At 39.6% G+C, this 20,452-nt stretch carries 19 protein-coding genes; all 19 read left to right on the plus strand.

What is annotated here, in order from left to right; all coding sequences use genetic code 11:
• Positions 1–523: 523 nt before the first annotated feature.
• Positions 524–1,423: an arginase gene (gene rocF, locus KQ486_RS07255; RefSeq protein ID WP_216687190.1), complete on the plus strand. Its 900-nt coding sequence runs from the start codon at positions 524–526 to the stop codon at positions 1,421–1,423.
• A 178-nt stretch (positions 1,424–1,601) separates the two neighbouring features.
• Positions 1,602–2,180, plus strand: a complete 579-nt coding sequence (gene sigW, locus KQ486_RS07260; protein ID WP_216687191.1) for an RNA polymerase sigma factor SigW — start codon at positions 1,602–1,604, stop codon at positions 2,178–2,180.
• 4 nt (positions 2,181–2,184) lie between these two features.
• Entirely contained in the window at positions 2,185–2,799 is a 615-nt protein-coding gene (locus KQ486_RS07265; protein WP_216687192.1) for a zf-HC2 domain-containing protein, read from the plus strand.
• A gap of 163 nt (positions 2,800–2,962) precedes the next feature.
• On the plus strand, positions 2,963–3,784 hold the full coding sequence (gene cdaA, locus KQ486_RS07270; protein WP_144163457.1) for a diadenylate cyclase CdaA: 822 nt from the start codon (positions 2,963–2,965) through the stop codon (positions 3,782–3,784).
• Positions 3,777–5,018: a CdaR family protein gene (locus KQ486_RS07275; RefSeq protein WP_144163458.1), complete on the plus strand. Its 1,242-nt coding sequence runs from the start codon at positions 3,777–3,779 to the stop codon at positions 5,016–5,018. The genes cdaA and KQ486_RS07275 overlap by 8 nt, the downstream gene beginning before the upstream one ends.
• A 22-nt stretch (positions 5,019–5,040) precedes the next feature.
• On the plus strand, positions 5,041–6,387 hold the full coding sequence (gene glmM, locus KQ486_RS07280) for a phosphoglucosamine mutase (protein WP_216687193.1): 1,347 nt from the start codon (positions 5,041–5,043) through the stop codon (positions 6,385–6,387).
• 383 nt (positions 6,388–6,770) lie between these two features.
• Positions 6,771–8,573, plus strand: a complete 1,803-nt coding sequence (gene glmS, locus KQ486_RS07285) for a glutamine--fructose-6-phosphate transaminase (isomerizing) (RefSeq protein ID WP_216687194.1) — start codon at positions 6,771–6,773, stop codon at positions 8,571–8,573.
• A gap of 197 nt (positions 8,574–8,770) precedes the next feature.
• Entirely contained in the window at positions 8,771–10,192 is a 1,422-nt protein-coding gene (locus KQ486_RS07290) for a sodium:solute symporter family protein (protein WP_212369685.1), read from the plus strand.
• Positions 10,193–10,550: 358 nt separating this feature from the next.
• Positions 10,551–11,489, plus strand: coding sequence for an RNA polymerase sigma factor (locus KQ486_RS07295; RefSeq protein ID WP_216687195.1), 939 nt, complete (start codon positions 10,551–10,553; stop codon positions 11,487–11,489).
• Positions 11,490–12,222: 733 nt separating this feature from the next.
• On the plus strand, positions 12,223–12,984 hold the full coding sequence (locus KQ486_RS07300) for a polysaccharide deacetylase family protein (RefSeq protein ID WP_212369694.1): 762 nt from the start codon (positions 12,223–12,225) through the stop codon (positions 12,982–12,984).
• An 82-nt stretch (positions 12,985–13,066) separates the two neighbouring features.
• Entirely contained in the window at positions 13,067–13,504 is a 438-nt protein-coding gene (locus tag KQ486_RS07305; RefSeq protein ID WP_212369699.1) for a GNAT family N-acetyltransferase, read from the plus strand.
• Positions 13,505–13,627: 123 nt separating this feature from the next.
• Positions 13,628–14,749, plus strand: coding sequence for a winged helix-turn-helix domain-containing protein (locus tag KQ486_RS07310; protein ID WP_216687196.1), 1,122 nt, complete (start codon positions 13,628–13,630; stop codon positions 14,747–14,749).
• A gap of 49 nt (positions 14,750–14,798) precedes the next feature.
• Complete coding sequence (locus KQ486_RS07315) at positions 14,799–15,305, plus strand: MFS transporter (protein ID WP_216687197.1); 507 nt, start codon at positions 14,799–14,801, stop codon at positions 15,303–15,305.
• A 39-nt stretch (positions 15,306–15,344) separates the two neighbouring features.
• The gene (locus KQ486_RS07320; protein WP_274237387.1) at positions 15,345–16,103 is read left to right on the plus strand and encodes an MFS transporter; all 759 of its coding nucleotides are present in this window, start codon (positions 15,345–15,347) and stop codon (positions 16,101–16,103) included.
• Between the two features lie 391 nt (positions 16,104–16,494).
• Positions 16,495–17,031: a hypothetical protein gene (locus KQ486_RS07325; RefSeq protein WP_212369713.1), complete on the plus strand. Its 537-nt coding sequence runs from the start codon at positions 16,495–16,497 to the stop codon at positions 17,029–17,031.
• Positions 17,032–17,078: 47 nt separating this feature from the next.
• On the plus strand, positions 17,079–18,089 hold the full coding sequence (locus KQ486_RS07330) for a hypothetical protein (RefSeq protein WP_212369715.1): 1,011 nt from the start codon (positions 17,079–17,081) through the stop codon (positions 18,087–18,089).
• A gap of 221 nt (positions 18,090–18,310) precedes the next feature.
• Positions 18,311–19,444, plus strand: a complete 1,134-nt coding sequence (locus KQ486_RS07335) for an ArsR/SmtB family transcription factor (protein ID WP_216687199.1) — start codon at positions 18,311–18,313, stop codon at positions 19,442–19,444.
• Between the two features lie 18 nt (positions 19,445–19,462).
• Complete coding sequence (locus KQ486_RS07340) at positions 19,463–19,834, plus strand: VOC family protein (RefSeq protein WP_216687200.1); 372 nt, start codon at positions 19,463–19,465, stop codon at positions 19,832–19,834.
• A gap of 29 nt (positions 19,835–19,863) precedes the next feature.
• On the plus strand, positions 19,864–20,316 hold the full coding sequence (locus tag KQ486_RS07345; protein WP_246569235.1) for a GNAT family N-acetyltransferase: 453 nt from the start codon (positions 19,864–19,866) through the stop codon (positions 20,314–20,316).
• Positions 20,317–20,452 lie beyond the last annotated feature (136 nt).

The raw sequence follows: 20,452 nt of genomic DNA on the forward strand, positions 1-20,452 counted from the left end.
AAAATAGATTTTTCCGTGTTTGATAGGCGCTCTCAACACCGGAAGGCGAGCCAAACTAGCTCCTTCCGTGCTTGATAAGCGCTCTCAACACCGGAAGGCGAATGAAACTAGCTCCTTCCGTGCTTGATAGGCGCTCTCAACACCGGAAGACGAGCCAAACTAGCTCCTTCCGTGCTTGATAGGCGCTCTCAACACCGGAAGGCGAGCCAAACTAGCTCCTTCCGTGTTTGATAGGCGCTCTCAACACCGGAAGACGAAGAGAAAGAGTTTCTTCCGTGTTTGATAGGCGCTCTCAACACCGGAAGGCGAGCCAAAATAGCTTCTTCCGTGTTTGACAAGCACTCCTAACTCCCTTCAACTCAGAAATTCATTAAACTTCAGATTAGTACTAGCTATTCTTTTAACAGAAGGAGTTCCACATCAAACAATCCACAACTTCTTGAATAAATATTCAATATTTTGTGCAGTTGAACCAAACTAATAATATGTTTAGAATGATTGCAGCAAGAGGAGGCATTCTCAAATGAATAAGCTTGGAATATTAGGCGTACCGATTACAATCGGTCAACCGAATAAAGGTGCCGATTTGGGTCCTGATGCCATTAGACATGCAGGTTTATATACTGTGTTACAAAATTTGAATGCAAGTTATCAGGATTATGGTAATGTACAGATAAAAAATGAAGAAGCAAATCAAATAGATCAAGCAACAAATTTAAAAAATTTAAATGAAGTCGCAGCTGCTAGTGAACTGACGGCCAATAAAGTTTCAGAGATGATCCAAGAGGGTCAGTTTCCACTCCTATTGGGTGGCGATCACAGTATGGCCATCGGAACAATTGCTGGGGTGCAACAGCATTATGAAAATCTAGGTGTTATTTGGTATGACGCTCATGCGGATTTTAACACAGAGGAAACTTCCCCTTCAGGAAATATCCATGGTATGTCCCTTGCTGTCAATTTAGGCATGGGACATGAGAAGTTGACTTCAATTTTACAAAACGAACCAAAGATTAAACCTGAAAATGTGATTATTATTGGTGCTCGATCAATCGATTCTGGTGAAAGGGAATTAATTAAAGAGAAAGGGATCAAAGTCTACACAGCGCATGAAGTCGAGCAACAGGGTATTGAATCTGTTATTAAAGAATCTCTTAACTATTTAACAGCCCGAACAGACGGAATTCATTTGAGCTTCGATGTAGATTCTTTAGACCCGATTTACGTTCCTGGAACTGGAACACCGGTTGAAGGCGGGTTATCCGTAAGAGAATCTCATTATGCATTAAGATTGCTGAATGAGTCTGAAAAAATCGTATCTGCTGAGTTCGTTGAAGTGAATCCATTATTGGATGAAAGAAATCAAACAGCTAAGCGAACGGTTGAACTAATTGGATCGTTATTAGGTGAACGATATATATAATCTATTTCGAGTTAGAGACTACCTGACATTAAGCAGGTAGTTCTTTTAATATTACGTGTCTTCACGTCAGTTTTTCAAATCTGAACGATTTAATAAAACTTTAAGACAAATGAAACCTCAATGATCAGTCAAACGTACTACTATTAGCTAGCCAAAGTGGCGAACAGAGGTCATGTTTATGGAAAATGAAATCAATCAAATCATTAAACAGGTGAAGAAGGGTAATAAGGATGCTTTCGGGGTAATCATCGATGCTTATGAAAGGCGGATTTACCAGCATTGTTACCGATTATTAGGTAGCTTTCATGACGCTGAGGAAGTAACCCAGGAAGCCTTTGTCAAAGCTTATACCAAAATTCATACGTTTAAAAACAAGCAAAAATTCTCACCGTGGATATATCGAATAGCGACGAATACAGCAGTGGATTGGATGCGTAAGAAAAAGCCTTTGTACATACTAGATCAACCAATTGCTGTCGGTGAAAATATCACGTATTTAGATCACGTAAAAAATACATCTGAAACACCGGAAGAGACAATTGAACAAAAAGAAAATCAGGATGAAATGCAGCAATTCTTGTTGCAGTTGCCAAGTAAATATCGTGTTGTACTCGTATTACGTTATATGGACGAATTATCGATAAAAGAAATGTCGGAAGTGCTTGATTTACCAATAGGAACAATTAAAACCCAGTTACACCGAGGAAGAGAAGCGCTTCGAGAGTTAATGCACGGACGAGCGAAGGGAGGTCAGTGACGAGATGGCTTGCACGCATGGATATCAAGAAAAAATTCATCAATATATCGATCAAGAAATGAGTTACAATGAAGAGCTAACGTTTAAAAACCATCTGATGAATTGCGAGAATTGTTTACTGCATTTTAGAGAACTAAACAATGTGGAAAAACAGTTAAAAAACGCACCTGCCATCTCCCAACCTTCAACTTTTAAACAAGATATCATCAACCGTTTGCCAAAGGAATCGAAACCAAAGAAGTTCGCCAAAACGATCAAAGAGCATCCTTTGATTACAGCTTGTGCCGTGTTTTTGGTTATGTTAATGACGTCAGCTTTCATCGAATTCCAATCAGATCAAAATGTGTATGTTTCAAATTATGAAGGCATTCAGGTCGAAGGGAATCGAGTGATTGTACCAAAAGGCAAAGTGATTCATGGAGATTTGACGATTGAAAATGCAATCGTTGAAATTCAAGGACATGTAAACGGAAATTTAACATTGGTCAATAGCGAACTTGCGCAGACGAACAGTAACATCAGCGGAGAAATCGTACAGGTGAATCGTTTCTTTAAATGGGCATCAATGCGCCTTTCACGGGAAGTCACTGAGTTTTTCCAGCAATTTATCTACCAATGAAATATGCAGTGAATTTATGAAAACGTCCATCTTCTTTGTGAGAAGAAATTGGACGTTTTCACATTTCTTCTAACGGAAAATGTAAATGAGGGGGATAGTTATGCTATAATAAAGGGTACATTTGAGAGAACGGTAAACTGATATTAATGAAGGAAGTGTGGGCATGAGTTGGGAAGAGTTTAACCTCCTCGATATTTTGCGAATCGTTGTGGACATTGCCCTCGTTTGGTTCGTTATCTATAAATTATTTTCCGTGATTCGTGGAACGAAAGCGGTGCAATTATTACAAGGGATATTTGTCATTTTGGCCATTTGGTTATTGAGTTCATTTTTCGAACTCCAAACCGTGCAATGGTTAGTCTACCAAGCGATTGATTGGGGTTTCTTAGCAGTAATTATCTTATTTCAACCAGAAATCCGACGAGCATTGGAACAACTGGGAAGAGGTAGTTTGTTTTCTCGATATTCGCAATCAGAGGAGAAAACGATTCAAGAATCAATCGATGCAATTATTAAATCCTGTAATTATATGAGCAAGAGACGGATCGGCGCATTAATGTCGATTGAGCGCGAAACGGGTTTGAATGATTATATTGAAACGGGGATTCCAGTAGGTGGGAAGCTGACGAGTGAACTGCTTACCAATATATTTATCCCAAATGCTCCACTACACGATGGAGCTGTCGTTATTCGAGATGATGAAATCGTCGCTGCTGCGTGTTATTTACCATTAAGTGAAAGTCCTTTCATCTCAAAAGAATTAGGTACAAGACACAGAGCGGCGATGGGGATAAGCGAAGTGACCGACGCGTTAACGATTATTGTATCTGAAGAGACGGGTCATATTTCGTGCTCAAAAAATGGCGAGCTTCATCGCCAATTGGATGAAGAAAAATTACGTAAAATCCTCATGAAAGAACTGAACGTATTGGAAGACTCCTCAACATCCAAGTCATGGAACTGGAGGGGGAAATCAAATGGATAAATGGTTGAAAAGCCCATGGTTTACAAGAGTTGTTTCGTTGTTTTTAGCAATCTTATTATACATTACCGTAGCAATTGATGAAGCAAATTCACAGGCACCAAGTAATACGCTTTTACCCTCATCTTCAACAGATGTCACAACTATCAACGATATCCCTCTACAAGTATCGATGGATGACGAACAATATGTTGTACGAGGGGTTCCAGAAACGGTTGATCTATCAATAGAAGGACCTAAAAGCGTTGTCATGCAGACAGCGAGACAACGGGACTTTGATGTTTATATTGATTTGAATGAATATGAAGCAGGTGTACATAATGTCAACCTGCAACATAATGGACTGTCGAATCAGTTAACGGTTTACATTGAACCGGAGACAGTAGAGGTCATTTTGGAAGAAAGAGCAACGGCGACCTTTCCATTAGAAAAAGAGTATATCGGTCAAGGGGATGCCGATATTACGGAAGTGTTTGCTGAAGAGCCGACAATTGAGCCAAAGGAAGTCGAAGTGACGGGATCTGAATCGGAAGTAGACAAAATCGCAACCGTACGAGCTTTAATCAATTTTAATGAGTTAGAGAATGATGGGGAAGTCACGAATATTCCGATTCGCGTATATGATAACCAAGGAAATGAACTGAATGTATTTGTGACCCCAACGACTGCTTCAGTACAGGCGGATGTGTCCGTACGTGATCGTCGTTATCCAATCCAATATGAAAAAATCGGAGAATTGGATGATAGCTTGGTCTTGGAGTCGATTAATGTTCAACCAGTCTCAGCAACGCTTCATGCAAAAGAAGAGCGATTAGATCAAATAAGTGCATTAGATCCATTGGAAATAGACCTATCTGAAATTACCGAATCGACAACCATTGAAATGGATGTTCCAAAACCTTCCGATACAGCAAAAATTGAGCCAGAAACCGTGGAAGTTGAAATTAACGTTTCTGAAGCCAAAGAAAAAGTATTCGAAGACGTGGAAATCGAGATTGAGAATGCACCAGAAGACGCTACGATTACATTCGTTGATCGTGAAGAGCCAGTTATTGATATCACGGCGATTGGTACGAAAGAAGACCTAGATCATTTGAAACGAAAAGATGTACGAGCTTCGATTGACGTCAGTGAGTATGTCGAAGGTGAAGTATTTGCAGAAATAGAACTAAAAGGACCTGAAAACACACGTTTACGTACAGAAGAAGAGCGTATACGCATTCAAATCGAACGATAGTTCAGATGAAGGAGTGAACAATATGGGAAAGTATTTTGGTACGGATGGAGTAAGAGGAGTAGCAAACAAAGAATTAACACCAGAACTAGCCTTTAAGTTAGGTCGTTATGGAGCTTATATATTAACGAAGGATGCAACAGAGAAACCGCGTATTTTAGTAGGGAAAGATACACGAATTTCAGGTGAAATGCTTGAGAGTGCACTGATTGCTGGAATCCTATCAGCAGGCGTAGACGTCATGCGCTTAGGCGTCATCTCTACACCAGGAGTTGCTTATTTAACAAAAGCTTCCGGAGCACAAGCAGGAGTCATGATCTCTGCTTCGCATAATCCGGTAGAAGACAATGGAATTAAGTTCTTTGGAGCAAGTGGATATAAATTAAGTGATGAAAATGAAGAGGCTATTGAACGATTAATTGATGGAGAAGATGACCTCGAACGTCCTGTTGCTGGCGATGTCGGTCAAATCATTGATTATTTTGAAGGTGCTCAGAAATATATTCAGCATTTGAAAGACACGGTTGATGTTGACTTTGATGATGTAAAGGTTGTACTAGACTGTGCACATGGTGCTACTTCATGGATTGCCTCCCACTTATTCGGCGACCTTGAAGCGAATATCCAATCCATTGGTGCAGCGCCGAATGGCTTGAATATCAATGATGGTTACGGGTCAACGAGCCCGGAAAACTTACAGAAGGCCGTACTCGATGAGGGTGCAGATATCGGTCTTGCTTTTGACGGAGATGGCGACCGATTGATCGCTGTTGATGAAAAAGGGAATATTATTGATGGCGACCGAATCATGTACATTTGCGGGAAACATCTGAAAGAAAAAGGTCAGTTGAAAAATGATACAGTTGTAACAACGATCATGAGTAATATTGGTCTATACCGTGCTTTCGATGAAGTCGGCATTACATCGGATAAAACAGCTGTAGGCGACCGTTATGTCATGGAGGAAATGGTCAAGCAGGGCCATAACTTTGGTGGGGAACAATCTGGACATCTTATCTTCCTGGACCATAATACAACTGGCGATGGCATGCTATCTGGGCTGCAATTAATCAATGTCATGGTGGAAAAAGAAAAATCACTTTCCGAGTTGGCTAGTGAGATTGAAATTTTCCCACAGGTTTTAAAAAACGTTCGCGTATTAGATAAAAACGAAGTACTGACAAGTAACGTCATTCAAGAAGAGATAGATCGCGTCGAAGAAAATCTTGGAGATAAAGGCCGAGTACTTGTTCGCCCTTCTGGCACAGAACCTGTCGTTCGTGTCATGGCGGAAGCTCCGACAAAAGAAGAGTGTGAAAAAGCAGTCGATCAAGTTGTCGAAGCCATTGAGAAAACGTTTGGTTTAAAATAACATAGATTAAAAAAGAGTGTAGAGTTAAAAACTCTATACTCTTTTTTAACTTTCTGTTGACGAATCGGTTGAATGTATTTAAACTGATAATGTTACACTTATTTGGAAAAAGCAAGGAGGGTAGAAGAAACAGTTATATGTAAAGCGCCTGGACTATTTTCTGTACGGTTACGAAAATAGTTGACGAGGAGGAGGTTAATCGATGTTTTCGGCGGATGCCTCCCGGTTGCCCATCTCAACTGCTATGTTTGTGGTTAAAGCATGAAGGTGACTTCATGTACAAAGCTGCAGACTAGATGGACATAACAAACACGAGAAAGGGGCAAACGAATGCCCCACATAAAAGGATATTTGTTTGCCTCTTTCCATTGGAGGTAAATAGTATGTGCGGAATTGTTGGATATATCGGGGAAAATGATGCAAAAGGAATTTTATTGAATGGCTTAGAAAAACTTGAATATCGGGGGTATGATTCAGCTGGTATTGCTGTTCAATCGACTAACGATCTCAAGCTTTTCAAAGTAAAAGGTCGGATTGCGACACTTCGGGAAGCGGTCGATGAGACCTTTGATGCAACAGTCGGAATCGGTCATACACGTTGGGCGACCCATGGTGAACCAAGTGAGACGAACGCCCATCCCCATGTGAGTCAATCAGGTCGTTATATACTTGTACACAATGGGGTTATCGAAAACTATCAGGAATTGAAAAATGACTATCTAGCTGACATTGATTTTGTCAGTGAAACAGATACAGAAGTCATTGTGCAGTTAATCGAGCAATTAGCGAATGAAACAGGATCAACTATCGAAGCATTCCGGAAAACGATTGCTCTATTGGAAGGATCCTATGCGATTGCTTTATTGGATAAAAAAGACAAAGAAACAATTTATGTGGCGAAAAATAAAAGCCCGCTACTCGTTGGATTAGGAGAAGGATTCAATGTCGTCTCCAGTGACTCCATGGCAATGCTTCAAGTCACCGATCAATTCGTGGAATTAATGGACGAAGAGCTTGTCATTGTTCAAGAAGATCAAGTGACGATTCAAAAGCTCGATGGCACAAACGTTAACCGCGAGCCATTTGAAGTAGATATGGATCTGGATGATATTGAAAAAGGAACCTATCCACATTTTATGCTGAAAGAAATCGACGAACAGCCTTTTGTCATGCGTAAAATCATTCAGGAGTATCAAAATGAGTCCGATCAAATCAAACTCGATGAAGGTGTTCGAAATGCCATGAAAGCATGCGACCGTGTGTATATCATCGCAGCGGGAACGAGCTATCATGCAGGACTTATTGGAAAAGAGATGCTTGAGAAAGTAGCAGAAGTACCGACAGAAGTGCATATAGCCAGCGAATTTTCCTATAATATGCCATTGCTGTCTGAGAAACCATTATTCATCTTTATTTCGCAAAGTGGAGAAACAGCAGATTTACGCGCCGTGTTAGTGGAGATTAAAAAACTAGGACATCCATCCATTACGATGACGAATGTACCCGGATCAACCCTTTCTCGTGAAGCCACTCACACGCTGCATTTACTCGCAGGACCGGAAATTGCTGTCGCATCCACTAAAGCCTATACGGCTCAACTGGCTGTACTCACAATACTTGCTGTCGACACAGCACAGGCAAAGGGAATCGAGTTGGGCTTTGACCCATTGAAAGAACTAGCCATTGTCGGTAACGCAATGGAGGCCCTATGCGATCAAAAAGACCAATTTGAAAAAATTGCTTATCAATTTTTATATACGACACGAAACTGTTTCTTCATTGGACGCGGAATGGATTACCACGTGGCCTTGGAAGGAGCACTGAAGCTGAAGGAGATTTCGTATATCCAAGCAGAAGGCTTCGCAGGCGGTGAACTGAAACACGGAACGATTGCATTAATTGAAGAAGGCACACCAGTTATTGCCCTATCCACGCAAGAACACGTGAATAACTTAATTCGCAGTAACGTTCAAGAAGTGGAAGCAAGAGGCGCAAACGTGTGCATGATAACAAGAGAAGGATTGGAACGTCCAGGAGATGATGTCGTCATCCAAGACGTGCATCCATTGCTCGCACCACTTGTCACGGTTTTACCACTTCAGCTAATGGCTTATTATGCAGCACTTCATCGTAACTGTGACGTTGATAAGCCGAGGAATTTGGCTAAGAGCGTGACGGTGGAGTAGAGAATCGATTAGATTATTCTTGTTGAAATCTCAGTAATTCAATGAACAAAGTTTGAATTTTATCTATGAAGATCACAGTTTAATAAGCTATAATAATAAGGGTTCCCGTGAAAATGGGAACTCTTTCTTTTTTTAGCATTCAATTTTGAAAAAGTCTCTAAACCTATCGTAATTGAATTCAATCAAGGGGTGTCTAAATGTTCAACGGAGAAGAACGAATCATATTAACTGTAACTGTTTTCGTTTACTTTATCTTTTTATTTGTATTGGCCTTATATATGAACCGGAAAACGAAAACGTATGAAGATTATAATGTTGCCGGGAGATCAGTAGGTCTATTTCCGATCATGTTAACGTTTATTGGAACTGGTGTTGGTGGATCAACCTTATTAGGTTATATGGAGAATGGTTATCGTTTAGGCATGGGCGAGCAGTGGATCAATATCACCATGCTCTTTTCTATCATAATTTTTGCTTCATTCTTATTGAAACGAGTGAGGAAGCTTGGCGAAGTACATAACATGGTCACGTTGGGTGACTATACGGCTTTGCGCTATGGTGAAAAGGCTCGTATTCCTACGGTGATTAGTGTTTTGTTTTCCTATTGTGCGATGACAGGCATGCAGTTTGTCGCAATCGGGACCATTTTAAATTTAATCATCGGGCTTGATATGACACTCGGTATTGTCCTTGGTTGGCTTATTTTAACCTTGAAAACATACTTAGGTGGGCTGAAAGCGGTCATTTGGCAGGATGTTTTTCACGGGACCATTCAGACATTGGGTATTGTCATCTTGTTTGTGGTAGTGGTAGTAGCTGCAGGCGGTTGGGAGCTGATTGCTGAGAATGCCCGTTCAATGAATGAAGAAAGCATGATCAGTATCTTAAATATCGAAACAAGCGAGATCTTCGTTTATCTCTTGACGTTGGGTGTTTATCAATTTATTCGCCAGGACCTTTGGCAGCGTGTTTGGGCAGCGAAGAGTATGGAAACAGCGAGAAACGGTTATTGGATTTCAATGATTATCGCCATTGGTTTAGCTGCGTTGGTTGTTGCCATTGGGGTATTCAGTCGTTACGGGTTAAATCTAGAAGGTGTTGACCCAGCACTCATTTATTATGGTGTCATCGGGGAGTTATTTCCTTTCTCTCTAGTAGTTGTGATGATTGTTGTGCTTTTGGCAACGGTCATATCGAGTGCAGACTCGTTCTTTATCGCAGGCTCATCTTCCATCGCGAATGATTTAATCAGACCGAACGTAAAACAATCCGATAACAAGAAGATGTTAGCCTATAGTAAGATTTCTGTGTTAATTGTATCGGTTATTGCTCTTGTATTTTCTTTGGCGATTCCGGGATTAGTGAACCTCATGGTAACAGGGACTGCCATGTCAGTTTCCGGATTGCTCGCACCGGTTTTGTTTGGACTGTTCTGGAAAAGAGTAACGAAGCTTGCGGGGCTTGCTTCCATGTGGGGTGGACTGCTTACGGCCGTCATCTGGCAGGTTTTAGGACATCCTTTTGGCTTGCATCCTATTTTTATCGGGTTACCTATATCTATAGGCATATTGTTGGTTGTTACGTTCTTTACCAAAAATAAACAACAAGTTGTTTTTTAAAGATGTGTTTGAGTCATAAGATCCAATCCTATTGGAGTTTCCGGAAGAAATTTTAACTGAACGGTTACATACGTTTGTTGATGATTCTTGGGCAATAAATACTGCTACAGGCTGGTGTCGGTGTTTGGATGTGTTTGGCCAGATCGTCATGGGTAATCCGATTAATTGGCAAGATAACTCAGCTAGGTACGTGAGGTCTATCGTGAAGCGTTTAGTAAGTGACAAACAATTTAAGCAGCAGTGGAGTCGAGCTATCTATGACAGGTAGCTCTTCTTTTTTTACTTTTGTATAAATAAGAATTAGTTGTAACTTATGGTGGACTTATCCGTCTTTACCGTTGATGAAAGGGGGGGAAGCATGGATGGTCAATTATTAGAGAAAATCTATCAACAATATAAGCCGTTAATCTACAATTATTTTTATCGCTCGACATTACAGCATCATCTTTCAGAGGAGCTAACACAAGAGACATTCCTTAAAGCATTCAAATCCATAAAACGGTTCAAAATGGAGTCTAGCTTAAAGACATGGTTATTTGTCATAGCAAGAAATACCTATTTAGATTCCATACGAAAGAAACAAAGTAAAGAAGAAATTATAGACCCGACAGAAATTTCACTTCCAGACCATTCTGATGCTTATTCCTCACTCGATGAAAAACTGATGATCAGAAAAGTATTGCTTATGCTGTCAGAAAAGGCGCGAACCTACATAATTCTAAGGGATTACTACTCATTTGATGAAGAATTGAAGGAAAGGTTAAAGAAACAGAAGTTTATCAGAAATATGAAGATCATTTCAATTCTTGTAGTAGCTATCATTGTTAGTTATTTTTTGTTTTTTCGATTTAGTTTCTTGATCGAAAGTACCAATGTAAAGACACCTAGTTTTGAACAGGACTTCGAGAAAATACAGGAGAAATTAACTATAAGTGATGAGGCTGGAATTACAAATTTGTCTCTTAGATTTAATTCAACAGGACAAATGGAAGATTTCCGAACGAGGGTCGTAGACTTTTCTGAAGAGTCACTTGATATTTATGATATAACCTTTTCTCCAAGAATTGAAGGATTTCATATGTATAGAGTAAAACACGACCGTGTCGACGATCCGACGTTCATTTCAAGTTCAGATGCCCAACTACCGGCGAAAAAGGCATTTACAGCTTTGGATCGAATAGACTATGACAGTCTATTAACAGATGATGCAGGTAATCGTTACTTGCTTAGCACAGATGCTCGAATGAAAGATGTGCAGGTGATCCAAGATGTTCATCCAGAAATATTTTTTCCTTGAAGATCAACAAATTGAAGAGCTGGAACATGGCCAACGGTTCGATGATGTATTTAGTTTTAACTTGCATACTGATTTAGTAAACGAACGTCCAATACGTAGTTATTTATTCCGGTGATGCATCAACATTTAAACTATAAGTGTTAAGCCAAGAATCATTTTGGGTAGGAGAAGAACTCTCGACGGAGGTGGAGCTGGAATTTCCGGAATAACTCCGTTGAGGACAGCTATCGCCGGAGTTAGAGCTGGGATTTCCGATATAACTCCGTTGAGGACGACTCTCGCCGAGTTAGAGCTGGGATTTTCGTTATAACTCCGTTGAGGACGGCTTTCGACGGAGATGGAGCTGGGATTTTCGTTATAACTCCATTGAGGACAGCTGTCGCCGGAGTTAGAGCTGGGATTTTCGATTTAACTCCGTTGAGGACAGCTGTCGCCGGAGTTAGAGCTGGGATTTTCGATGTAACTCCGTTGAGGACAGCTATCGACGGAGTTGTAGCTGGGATTTCCGGAATAACTCCGTTGAGGACAGCTTTCGAAGGAGTTGGAGCTCTTATTTTCGATATAACTCCGTTGAGGACAGCTTTCGATGGAGTTAGAGCTGGGATTTTCGGAATAACTCCGTTGAGAGAGATAATCTCCAAAACAAAACTGATTCATCCCGCATGTGTAACTACCACCCAACATCCCTCATATAGTAAAAAATATATGGGTACATGTGGAGGTTAGTATATAGATGTTTACACGATATGGTGATTTTTGGTTGAATAGGAATAATGGAAATATTCAACAAAGCCAGCCAGAAGGAGGAGGCGAAAATGTTGGCAGAGAGCCTAATTTAATTGCAAATTCACTTTTGCAACGTGAATATCCAAATATTGTTGTTTTGAGAGGATCACTGGATGACAATAAAGTGGCTTTAAGTTTTGATGATGGTCCGGATATTCGATTTACGCCGCAAGTGCTGGATGTACTTGGTCAATATCAGGTGAAAGCTACATTCTTTTTAATGGGCGCAAGGGCCGCAGAGCACTCTGATATCGTCAGAAGAATGTACGGTGAAGGTCATGCGATCGGAAATCATACGTATTGGCACCCGAATTTAACGGAGGAGAGCTTAGGCAGAGTTCAATGGGAAGTGGCCACAACGGAAGAAACCATTGAGCAAATTCTTGGCTTCCGCCCAAGGTTATTCAGACCGCCGTACGGTGCTTTGAATCGAGAGATTGTCGAATTGCTGGGCAACATGGGCAATACCGTGGTTCTCTGGAACGTCGATTCTTTAGATTGGAGGCAATTGGGGGCTGAAATCATTGCAGACAACGTATTAGCCCAGGCGACACCGGGTTCCATCATCCTTATGCATGATGGTGGTGATTGGACAATGGATTTATCAGGTACCGTCAATGCTTTACATGAAATCATCCCACGTCTCCAACAAGAAGGAATGGAATTTGTTACAATTCCGGAGTTAATCGGTGTCAGTGAGGAAAAGTGAATAAATTTGTGAATAGATCTTATTTTGAGATTGAGGCATTTAAGGTAAAATGATAGTTAAAGATTAGAAAGGAACCAATACAATGAATCGAACAAACATTCAAGAGCTTCAATCTCAAAAAGAGATCGTCGAAGCATACCCGATTATGAAACAATTACGAAGTCACCTTGATCAGGAGACCTACGTAGGACTAGTTTCAGAAGCACAACAAAAAGATCGCTACAGAATGTACGCACTCAACCAAAACGAGAAAATTGTTGCAGTCGTTGGGTTTAAGCCTATGATTACCTTATATTATGGTAGATTCATTTGGGTCTGCGACTTAGTAACAGACGATCATCAACGTTCAAAAGGTTATGGTGAGTTATTATTGGAATTCGTTCATGATTGGGCTAAAGAGCATCATTACGAAAGCGTTGCATTGTCTTCAGGATTACAACGAACAAAGGCCCACCACTTTTATGATCACAAAATGGGTTATGATAAGGTGAGTTATGTATTTAAAACCGATTTGAAATGAGGGCTCACCAAATCGTCTAATGAAAGTTTCTGTTTTTTATTATGTTGCGCGTACCTTGCCTTCTCTTTTTTAAAACTACCCCATTCATTAGGTTTCGCGCACTTTACGTTGGAGGCATAGAACATGATATTTTCGGATGATGGCTATACCGTTTTGGTCGATGGTGTAAAAGTAGAATTGCTTCGAAAGGAATTCTTATTGTTGAAATTTTTATATATGAATAATGGACGCGCATTTTCGCGAGAAGAGCTTTTGGATGCCATTTGGCCGCACGAGTTTCCGACAGACCGTACGGTGGATGATCATATTTATCGTCTTAGAAAGAAACTTAGTTCGTTTCAAGATATAGGAACAATCAGAACAATCAAGGGGCTTGGGTACCGATTAGAACTAAAAGAACCAGTTGAAGAAACACCAACACCTGTCCCGGAAGAAATTGAAAAGCAGGCGAATGAGCTGTTCGATACTTATTATAAATATGGTCAAGGGAAGGCGTTAAGGGAACTCCTTACGAATAAAGTGCTAGGTTTGGCGTTGAATGAAAAACAAGAAACGGTGTTGCTGTGGCTTTCTAGTGATTTTAGGTCATTGCTGGATCGACTTTCCGATTCAGGCAATGCGTTCGTTCCACTATTACTTTATGGTTTTGTTGAACCCAACACAGAAAAAGTGATTGACATACATAATAAAGTTCTTGATCAAGTTAGGATCGATGAGAAGGAACGAATGGATATTTCTTGTTTCAGTCTGTCGTTATGGTATATGAAGTTCGGGCGTCCAGAAACTTCATTGCAGCTCGTTCAACAGGAAATCGATGGAATTAGAGACATCCATCACGGTTTTTTCCCATTTTTAAATGTGATGAAGTCGGCCATTCTGTTCTACCAAAATAAATTGGATGAAGCCAAGCGATCGATTGAAAATACGGAGATTCTTTTGCGTCAGTTGCCATACTTACGTGAAACAAGTGCTTTACGCGTATTGCAAGGGCTGTTGTTGATTCGTGATGGAGACGAAAAAGCAGGTCGGGAGAAGATTGAAGAAGGCAGGGGTTTGATTCGCCAATCCGGTCATACGTATTATTTGTTATTTATTTATCAATTGCTAAAACTCTTGTTGCCTAACTCGGGTGCAAGCAAAGAAACGATCCAATTCTATGATCAGGCAGGGGAACGATACATAGAGGAAACGGAACTTGAACAATTAAAACCGAAAATTGAATCTCAGCTATTTTCGCTCATTTGATATTCCTCTGACATTCATCACTTATCCTTACCGATAGGAGAGTGATGACATGAAAAATCAAGAAATCGATCAATCGATATGGAATAATAAGATGTATCTTCTATTATTTAGTTCATATACCATTTCTACGCTTGGTAAGTTCTTTGATATACTTGCTGTGATGCTGATGTTCAGTTATGTGTGGCAGGCAGAGCCGTGGCTGATTTCATTGAATCCCGTTGCTTATGCGGTTCCATATGCATTGTTCAGCCAATTTTCCGGTATTTTTGTGGACCGGGGTAAAAAAGTAAAGATTATACTGGTGGCGGATCTGTTGACGGCTGTCTGTACGATCTCAATGATTTTCACCTTTAATCTCTGGATGATGCTGGGAATCATCTTTGTGCGTGCGACCATTTCTACCGTACATTTTCCTGCTCAGCAAGCCCTTGTAAAGCAAGTTGTACATGAAGACTTGTTGATGAAGGCGGTGACGCTGAATGGAACGGTCAATCAATTGTCCAAAGTGATTGGTCCGTTTGTCGGTGCATCGATTGCTGCCGCATTTTCTCCATGATTGAGTTTTGCCATCTATGCGGTTTTTTTATTGATTTCAGTGGGGATTCTTCTGCTCGTTCGCCATATCGATCGGGAGGATTCCAATAGGTTTTTAGAGAATGGAGATGTAGAGCCAGAAACTTATTGGAAGAGTTGGCGGAGTAATTGGCGCTCGATCTTCCAATCGAAACCACTATGGGTCAGTTTTACGTTTTCGTTGATCGCATTTTTGGCCATCCAACTGATCGATGCTCAATTTGTCGTTTTGACGCGAGAGCTGTTCCCTCTTCATCCGTCGATTTTCGGATGGTTGATTTCGGTCGTTGGCTTGGGTGCGGTTACCATTCTATTGTTTTTGAATCGATTAACGGAAATTAAACGTTACAGCCTGTTTCTCGGAAGTGCAGTTTTTCTGATCGGAAGCGGAATTTTCGCAATGGGAATGATGTGGATGGACACGGAAATATGGATGATCCTTCTGGCAGGATTAATCATTGGGGTGGGAACCGGAATATTCAGTGTCGTTTTTAGCTATATACTTCAGGTAGAAAGTCCTGAAGGGAAGGTCGGTCAATTGTCTGGCATGTATGAATCGCTTACCGGCATCATTTTAATCGTCGCTCCAGTCACAGGTGGTTTCCTAGTTCAGCTCTTTGGCGTATTCACGATTTTCCAAGTCGTCGGAGCGGTGACATTCGGGATTGGACTGATTGGCTTGGTCTTTCAGAAATGGTTGTGGGGGAGTTGGCGAAGAGGGAGGAGAAAAAATGGTAAAGGTGGCTTAATAAAAAATCTTACTAAAGGGCCCTCTTGTTAGACCGGTTTCAATCATTGTAGTCCATCTCTTAACTTTATTAATCCTACTTATATCTTTTTAGGGTACTGTCTAATTTCAATTTAGTTTAATTTTTGTCTAACTTGTTTCGGATTCCCTATATAGATTGCTTGCAATGTGTATTCGCAAAAAATATATAGCTGGAATAAAACACTAATATAAATGTTGTTTATATAGATAATTTGAAATATTCAAAGGATAATGTTAATATAAGGAATATAAGGTATTAAAGAGAAAAATGAATGTGAAACATTGTAGCCATAGTGAATATTTCTTTATTGTTTAAATTGCAAATGAAGTTTTATAGCCCAAGTAGTTTTTTATCGAATCTAGTTGGTTATCAATCAGTGATAGAAAGGAGGGGAGAATTATTATGAGTAAAATATTAAAAATTCTATTTTTGTCAAGTTTCATTTCAATCAGCTTTGGCTTCAGTACAGTTTCTGCATCGGATTTCAGTAAAGATAATCAATCAACAAAATACTATTGGGATGCCGTGCCATACTTGGCTACAGAAACTGAATTAAACTATGAAGAGAGAGTTGGTACACAGGCAATATGGTATGATGACTGGGGGAAGGGTACGCTAAATTTAACGGCGTCTAATAATGGGATTGCCGGAGAAGCTCAACCCACGGCTTATCCAGTTTCTAGAATAACAGCTAATGCTCAAACTGAAAGAGATGATGCTCTTGGTACATCTTCTGTTGTTGTGATACTAATGAGAGATGGACAGGAAATTGATAGAGACGGTAGTACTCCGCCATTTGCTAAAACTGCTTCTGCCTCTGCTGTTGCTTATCCTGGTATTGTACCGGTTGGAACAGAATATAGAGCTCATGGGACACATACGATAACTAAACCCTATGGACACTCAGTTGGGTATACTGGTGACAGTTTAAGCTATTAAAAAAAGAGGCTATTCTCGGCCTCTTTTTTACTTTGGGGAGGGATATAGTGAAAAAAGGTATCTTGATTATATTTTTTTTAATAGCTATTGCGTTACTGTATAGTTGCAATAACGAAGACACAAGTGATATCTCGTTTACCATCCAAGAGGAAACTCATAAGGATGAAAACATACTTATCCAACCCACAGATCTAGAAGAGCTTGGGTTTAAACCTCATTACAAAATACAAATTGAAGTTGAAGATGAATTTTCCTCTTCAGTAAATTTGCTGGGTGAAGAATTGGAATATCTTCGTCCTGTGGAGCACACTGCAACATTTGATTTAATTGTAGATATAGATAGCCCGGTAAATAAAAATTTCAGACTCATGATTTGGGATAGTGATCGTTTTCTTCCAATACAAGTTAATGATGAGGAAGACGATACAAAGATATATTATGATATAGATTTACCATCAGGAAACCATTCAATTTCTCTAACTAATCTAATCGAGTTTGAAGAGAATTTTGATTTTAAAGAGATTGCATTTATTTTTTTAGATAAAGACGCGCCGGTCGATACGAATCTTCGGTATAGTCCAATACGGATGCATATAAGTAATTCAGATAACTTGTCACTGGTAGAAACAGATAACAAAGATACATATGAAGAAGATTCTTCGTTGTTAGAGCCAAGTGATCTCACAAGTGAACGAGCTGCATTAGAATTGGCGATTTTAGATCATAATAAAAAGAAGTTAAATACAATTGGAATCACTGACCAGAGTCACTATATATCCATTGAGCAAGTGAATACTGACGTGATGGAGAAAGTGGTATTTTTTAATATTGAAGGTGAGGTTTATGAAGAATTTACAACTAAACATCCGATAGGAAAAAAGGCCATCATCCCAATACCTGATGAGATTATTGATAACATAGGCGAAACAGATTATTACGTATTGATTGATCATAATTTTGGAAAGAGCGGATTAAAAAAGATAAAAAATATAATGCAGGGTAGCGCAGAACCATTTGCTAATTATTCTTATATCTACAAAATTGGGGCTGCTGATTAGGAAATCTAAATAAATGCTTTTTGTTATTGAACCACACACTTAATACGGTTCGGCTAAGATGTCATCATCTTGGCCGATTTTTTAGCTTATCCGTCTCAAGACTACTTCTGTCTCATCCTGCCTCCATTATTACCACTATTCTATTGCAAAAAACAATTAAGTCGTTTATCATTTAGTATAACTAATATTTAAATATTGCATAATTGAATGAAGGTGACTGAATGGAAAGAAATTTATTAATCCCAACTTATCCGAAAACAAAATTACGGATGACTGAGTCTGTTGGCGTAAGTGTATTAACGAATATCCAACTACTCGATTATTGTTTAAATAATTCGGCTGTTGAATCGAAATGGGTAAAGGACTTTGCAAAAGCATTACCTGAGAATTTAAAAAAAGATCTTCGCGTTTTGAGGACTATTTTTGCTCATGGTGTTATTCTTCGTGATTATTATTTAAAGCATCAAACTTCGATCAATCAAGATTGGGATGATTTTAGAGAGTGGTGGGAAACGTTTTCCGAAACAGATGTATTGGAACTTGTTATATACGGCATTCAAGAAAATATGGCCTATTATGAAAAATATTTGCCAAGCGATCCTTCAGTCGATGAAAAACTACAAGAAATCAGTTTAGAGTCAGAACAACTAAAAGTTCTTTCCAATCGGGAAAAAGCAATTTCAATCGTATTGGAAAGCTGGTCGGTGAAGGATTTTGAAGAATTAGCTTCTCTATTTAATGATTTAAAAGGGGTCAAAGAACGGATCATCCGCCTACTGGATGGAGTTTGGAATTCAGGGTTTCAGGCTTGTTGGCAATCCAGTAAGAGTCGTATTGTTGGATGGAAAGAAAATCAGCTCTCAAAGCTGTCTAATCCTTATGGTATGAATGAAGAAGCCATTTTTGACATAACAGGTTTATACCCGGATACCATGGAAAAAGAAGAGATGAATCGAGTACATGAATTAACGTTCATACCCGTTCCGAATATGGGAAGGTTATTGTCTTTTCTCAAGTTCAATCGTCATGGTTTTCTCATGTTTGAACCAACGTCGACGAACGATTATGCATCCGCTGAGAAGAATAATTCAGCAGAGGTTAATCTCGCGTTTGAGGGGCTAGGGGATTCAACAAGACTGCAGATCATTCATCTATTGGCCAAAAACGATGAAATGTTCGCTCAGCAAATTGTGAATGAATTGAATCTCAAACAAAGTTCGGTTTCTCGTCATTTGAATTATTTGCACAAAACAAACCTCGTTTCCGTCAGGCAAGAAGGAAACACAAAGTATTATTCAATCAATCAAAATGAAATCAAAAAAGTGATTTACGTATTGGAAAACCTGTTGAAGTAATTGAATGGAGGATGCCATATGTCAAAATTTCATTTAGATAGAGTAAACACGGTCATCATACCTGTAAAGGATTTGAATGAATCGATCCAATTTTACGAGGAAGTACTTCAGTTACGTAAAGGATATGTTGATGAAAGCATGGCATATTTCTCTTTTGGCTCGGATGGGAATGAAACAACGATACTGCTTCATGTCATCGATCAACCTGAACCAGTCGAAAAAGGGATTGTGATCGAGTTATCGGTAGATGATGTGGTATCAGCCATTACATCCATTAAAGAAGCAGGCGGACTAGTCGCACAGGAACCGATTGATCGCGATTGGGGAGTGAAGGAAGCTGTCATTGTTGATCCAAATGGATATAAATTATGGATCTCTCAACCTATTTAATGAAGATTTATAGAAGAGGGAGAATAAAAATGATGATTACAAAACCGATTCCAGAACATACAGAAGCGATTAGCAAAATTTGCTCGGATGGCTGGCGCCAGACGGTTCAAGGTATTTACGATGAAGAATACCAAGCAAAAAACGTAGAATATTGGTATAACCACAAAAAAGTATTAAACGATATTCAAAATGGTACATATACGCATGTAGCAATCATTGACGATCAAGTTGTCGGGACAATTGGCGGTGTCCTCAGCAAAGAAGGTGTGAGTGAAATCTATGTTTTCTATATTGATGAAACATATCGCTACCAAGGGATTGGTTCAAAATTATTAGATGAATTTACGGCTGAGCATAAGAAGAATGGAGCGACGGTGCAGTATGCTTCCGTGCAAGAAGGTAACGATTTGGGTATACCTTTCTATTTGTCCAAAGGGTTCAAAAAAAGCGATGAGAATGATCGATATTGGCGGTATATTTAAGGCTTCTAGGAAAAATAAATAACAATCTTAGTTTTGGCTAGCTCTATGTAAGGGCTAGCCTTTTTCTTTTGAATCGAAATGCTCCTTTTTTAAATTTACTCAAGAAAATTCCAATCAAATGAAACTTTCCACTTAT

The sequence above is a fragment of the Allobacillus halotolerans genome, assembly GCF_018967645.1.
GTDB lineage: Bacteria > Bacillota > Bacilli > Bacillales > Alkalibacillaceae > Allobacillus > Allobacillus halotolerans.